The sequence below is a fragment of the Paraconexibacter sp. genome (assembly GCF_059438195.1).
In genome coordinates this window covers 1-4541 of the sequence record NZ_JBLKKY010000125.1, presented here as the reverse complement: position 1 = coordinate 4541, position 4541 = coordinate 1, and the positions used below count along the sequence as shown (strand labels likewise).

The 4541-nt window shown below is 73.3% G+C and carries 3 protein-coding genes; all 3 read left to right on the top strand.

All coding sequences use genetic code 11. The annotated features are described in order from the left end of the window. A partial coding sequence (fdh, locus tag ACME2J_RS21955) for a formate dehydrogenase (protein ID WP_495547083.1) occupies positions 1–2657 on the top strand: 2657 nt, incomplete at its 5' end. After that, on the top strand, positions 2654–3505 hold the full coding sequence (locus tag ACME2J_RS21950; RefSeq protein ID WP_495547082.1) for a 4Fe-4S dicluster domain-containing protein: 852 nt from the start codon (positions 2654–2656) through the stop codon (positions 3503–3505). The genes fdh and ACME2J_RS21950, both read left to right, overlap by 4 nt. Further along, positions 3502–4491, top strand: a complete 990-nt coding sequence (gene nrfD / locus ACME2J_RS21945) for an NrfD/PsrC family molybdoenzyme membrane anchor subunit (protein WP_495547081.1) — start codon at positions 3502–3504, stop codon at positions 4489–4491. The genes ACME2J_RS21950 and nrfD overlap by 4 nt, the downstream gene beginning before the upstream one ends. The last annotated feature ends 50 nt before the right edge of the window (positions 4492–4541 follow it).

Here is a 4541-nt window from a genome sequence, read left to right as displayed (position 1 = left end):
CCGGTCTGGGGACCTCGTTCGGGCGCGGCGGCGCCACCACGTTCCAGCAGGACCTCGCGAACGCCGACTGCATCGTCATCGAGGGCTCGAACATGGCCGAGTGCCATCCCGTCGGGTTCCAGTGGGTGATGGAGGCCCGCGAGCGCGGCGCGACGATCATCCACGTCGACCCGCGCTTCACGCGCACGAGCGCGATCGCCGACGAGCACGTCCCGATCCGCGTCGGGACCGACATCGCGTTCCTCGGCGGCCTCATCCACCACGTCCTCGAGGGCGGCCACGAGTTCCGCGAGTACGTCGAGGCGTACACCAACGCCGCGACGGTGCTCAACGGGGACTACGCCGACAGCGAGGACCTCGACGGCATCTTCGTCGGCTGGGACCCCGAGACGGGCTCCTACGACCCGGGCGCCTGGGGCTACGAGGGCATGGAGCCGCCGTCCGCCGCGGGCAAGCGCGAGCAGGCCGCGAAGTCCGGCGGCGCCAGCGCCGGCGAGGAGTCCCACGGCGCGCACGGCGCCCAGCTCGAGCACGGCTCGCCGCCGCACGTCGACCGGACCCTCGAGCACCCGCGCTGCGTCTTCCAGGTCCTCAAGCGGCACTTCGCCCGCTACACCCCCGAGTTCGTCGAGGAGACCTGCGGCATCCCACGGGACCAGTTCCTCCGGGTCGCCGACGCGCTCGTGCGCAACTCGGGCCGCGAGCGCACCTCGGCGTTCGTCTACTCCGTCGGCTGGACGCACCACACCGTCGGCGTCCAGTACATCCGGGCGGCGTCGATCCTCCAGCTCCTCCTCGGGAACATCGGCCGGCCCGGCGGCGGCATCCTCGCGCTCCGCGGCCATGCGTCGATCCAGGGCTCGACCGACATCCCGACGCTCTACAACATCCTCCCCGGCTACCTGCCGATGCCCCACGGCGGCCAGGACGAGACCCTCGAGGACTACCTCGAGACGATCACGCCTCCGGGCGGCTACTGGGGCCACACGCGCGAGTACCTCGTGAGCCTGCTGAAGGCGTGGTGGGGTGAGGCGGCGACCGAGGAGAACGAGTGGTGCTACGGCCACCTGCCGCGCATCACCGGCGACCACTCGATCTACCCGATGGTGACCGGCATGCGCGACGGCACCGTCGAGGGCTTCTTCGTCATGGGCGAGAACCCCGCGGTCGGCTCCGCGAACGCGAAGCTCCACCGGCTCGGGATGGCGAACCTCGACTGGCTCGTCGTCCGCGACCTCCAGCTCATCGAGTCGGCGACGTTCTGGAAGGACGGCCCGGAGATCCGGACCGGCGAGCTGCGCACGGAGGACATCGGCACCGAGGTCTTCTTCCTCCCCGGCGCCAACCACGTCGAGAAGGACGGCTCCTTCACGAACACCCAGCGGCTCCTGCAGTGGCACCACAAGGCGGTCGAGCCGCCGGAGGACTGCCGGTCGGAGCTGCACTTCATGTACCACCTCATCCGCCGGATCCGGGAGAAGCTCGCCGGCTCGACCGATCCCCGGGACCGCGCGATCCTCGACCTCACCTGGGACTACCCGACCCAGGGACCGCACGACGAGCCCGACGCCGCGGCGATCCTCAAGGAGATCTCCGGCTACACGGTGGACGACGGCGCCGCGGTCTCCGGCTACACCGACCTCGCGGGCGACGGCTCGACGGCGTGCGGCTGCTGGATCTACTCCGGCTGCTACGGCGGCGAGGAGAACCAGACGGCCCGCCGCCGGCCGGGCCAGGAGCAGGACCGGTTCGCGCTCGACTGGGGCTGGGCGTGGCCGATGAACCGCCGCATCCTCTACAACCGCGCGTCCGCCGACCCCGACGGCGAGCCGTGGAGCGAGCGCAAGAAGCTGGTGTGGTGGGACGCCGAGAACGAGACCTGGACCGGCGACGACGTCCCCGACTTCAAGACGTCGAAGAGCCCCGGCTACGTCCCCGAGGAGGGCGCGAAGGCGGAGTGGGCGCTGCGCGGAGACGAGCCGTTCATCATGCAGGCAGACGGCAAGGGCTGGCTCTACGCGCCGAGCGGCCTCGTCGACGGGCCGCTGCCGGTCCACTACGAGCCGCACGAGTCGCCGGTCCGCAACCCGCTGCATCCGGGCGTCCAGGCGAGCCCGACGCGGCAGACCTTCGACCGGCCCGACAACCCCTACAACCCGACGGCGGGCGAGCCCGGCAGCGACGTCTTCCCGTTCGCGCTCATGACCTACCGGATCGCCGAGCACCACACGGCGGGCGGGATGTCGCGCTTCCTCCCCTACCTCTCCGAGCTCGCCCCGTCGCTGTTCGCCGAGGTCTCCCCCGAGCTCGCGGCCCGCCGCGGCCTCGAGCACGGCGGATGGGCGACGGTCGTCACCACGCGCACCGCGATCGAGGCGCGGGTCCTCGTCACCGAGCGGATGCGCCCGCAGCGCGTCGCGGGCGAGGAGGTGCACACCGTCGGGCTGCCCTACCACTGGGGCGGCGAGGGGCTCGCGACGGGCGACGCGGTCAACGACCTCCTCCCGCTCGTCCTCGACGCGAACATCCACATCTCCGAGTTCAAGGCGGCGACGTGCGACATCCGGCCCGGCCGGCGGCCCGAGGGTCGCGACCTGCTCGCGCTCGTCGACGAGTACCGCCGGCGGGCGGGCATCGACGACGGAGGGGCCCCATGAGCTCGTACCGGCTCGAGACGAGGACCTGGCCGGGCGGGTACGACGGCGAGGCCGAGACCCGCGTCGGCTTCTTCACCGACACCTCGATCTGCATCGGCTGCAAGGCGTGCGAGGTCGCATGCAAGGAGTGGAACGACGTCCCGGAGGACGGCCTCGACTTCCTCGGCCTCTCGATGGACAACACCGGCGGGCTCGGCGCCGACACGTGGCGGCACGTCGCGTTCGTCGAGCAGCAGGTGGAGGTGGCCGTGCCGGACGGCGACGACGAGGGGACGCCGCCCGCCCTGCGCTGGCTCATGTCCTCCGACGTCTGCAAGCACTGCACGCACGCCGCCTGCCTCGACGTGTGCCCGACCGGCTCGCTCTTCCGCACGGAGTTCGGCACCGTCGTCGTGCAGGAGGACATCTGCAACGGCTGCGGCTACTGCGTGCCGGCGTGCCCGTTCGGCGTGCTCGACAAGCGCGAGCGCGACGGGCGCGTGTGGAAGTGCACCCTCTGCTACGACCGCCTCGGGGACGGCCAGGAGCCCGCCTGCGCGAAGGCGTGCCCGACGAACTCGATCCAGTTCGGTCCGCTCGACGAGCTGCGGGAGCGGGCCGCCGACCGCGTCGAGGTGCTGCACGCCCGCGGCGAGACCGGCGCCCGTCTCTACCTCGAGAGCGGCGACGACGGGATCGGCGGCGCCGGCGCGTTCTTCCTCCTCCTCGACGAGCCCGAGGTCTACGGCCTACCGCCGGACCCGGTCGCCACGACCCGTGACCTCGGCGAGGCGTGGTCGGCGGCCGCGGGCGCCGCGCTCGCGCTCGCCGCGGGCGTCGTCGGCGCCCTGGCCTGGGGGCGGCGATGAGCGCGACCGGACCGCAGGGCGCGGCCTCGCCGCGCCGCGACGCGACCGACGTCACGAAGGGCCGGCGCAACCGCGACGGCGACCCCGTCGTGCCGCCCGCCTCGCCCGACAGCTACTACGGCAGGCCGGTCATCGCAGCGCCGGTGTGGACGTGGGAGATCCCGACGTACTTCTTCGTCGGCGGCCTCGCCGGCGCGTGCGCGCCGATCGCCGCGGGCGCCCGGCTCGCGGGCGACGAGACGCTCGCGAGGCGCGCCGCCGTCCTCTCGCTCGCAGGCGCGGCCGTGTCGCCCGCGCTCCTCATCAGCGACCTCGGGCGCCCCGCGCGCTTCCTCAACATGCTGCGGGTCTTCAAGCCGACGTCGCCGATGAGCATGGGCACGTGGATCCTCACGGCCTTCGGCCCGGCGACCGCCGCGGCGGCCGGGTGGCAAACGCTCGGCATCCCGGGCCGGCGTCTCGGCGCTCCGGCCCAAGCCGCCTCGGCGGTCCTGGGTCCGCTGCTCTCGACGTACACCGCGGTCCTCATCGCGAACACCGCGGTGCCCGCGTGGCACGACGCCCGGCGGATCCTCCCCTTCCAGTTCGCCGCCTCCTCGGCGGCCTCGGCGGGCGGAGCGCTCATGGCGCTCGGCGGCGTCGCCGGCCACGGCCCCTCACGCGCACCGCTCGCTCTCGCGGTCGGCGGCTCGGTCGGCGAGATCGCCCTCGCGCAGATCGCCGAGAGGCGTCTCGACCCGCGCGTGCGCGCCTCCTACGAGGAGACGACGGTGAGGCGCCTCCACCGCGGCGCGCAAGCCCTCACCGCCGCGGGAGCCGCCGCGCTCGGCGTCGCGGGTCGCCGCTCGCGCGCCGCCGCGATCGCGGGCGGCCTCGCGATCTGCGCGGGCGCGGCGCTCACCCGCTGGTCGATCGTCGAGGCGGGGACGGTCTCCGCGGAGGACCCCGAGCAGACCGTCGGCCCCCAGCGCGAGCGCCGCGGCTAGGTGTAGTTCCTGAGCACGTTGTTCATCCGGTCCTCCTTGGAGGCTGGTGG

Excerpts from the sequence above, each read along its gene's own strand:
- ACME2J_RS21950 (WP_495547082.1), top strand. The coding sequence starts at position 2,654 with ATGAGCTCGTACCGGCTCGAGACGAGGACCTGGCCGGGCGGGTACGAC.
- nrfD (WP_495547081.1), top strand. The coding sequence starts at position 3,502 with ATGAGCGCGACCGGACCGCAGGGCGCGGCCTCGCCGCGCCGCGACGCG.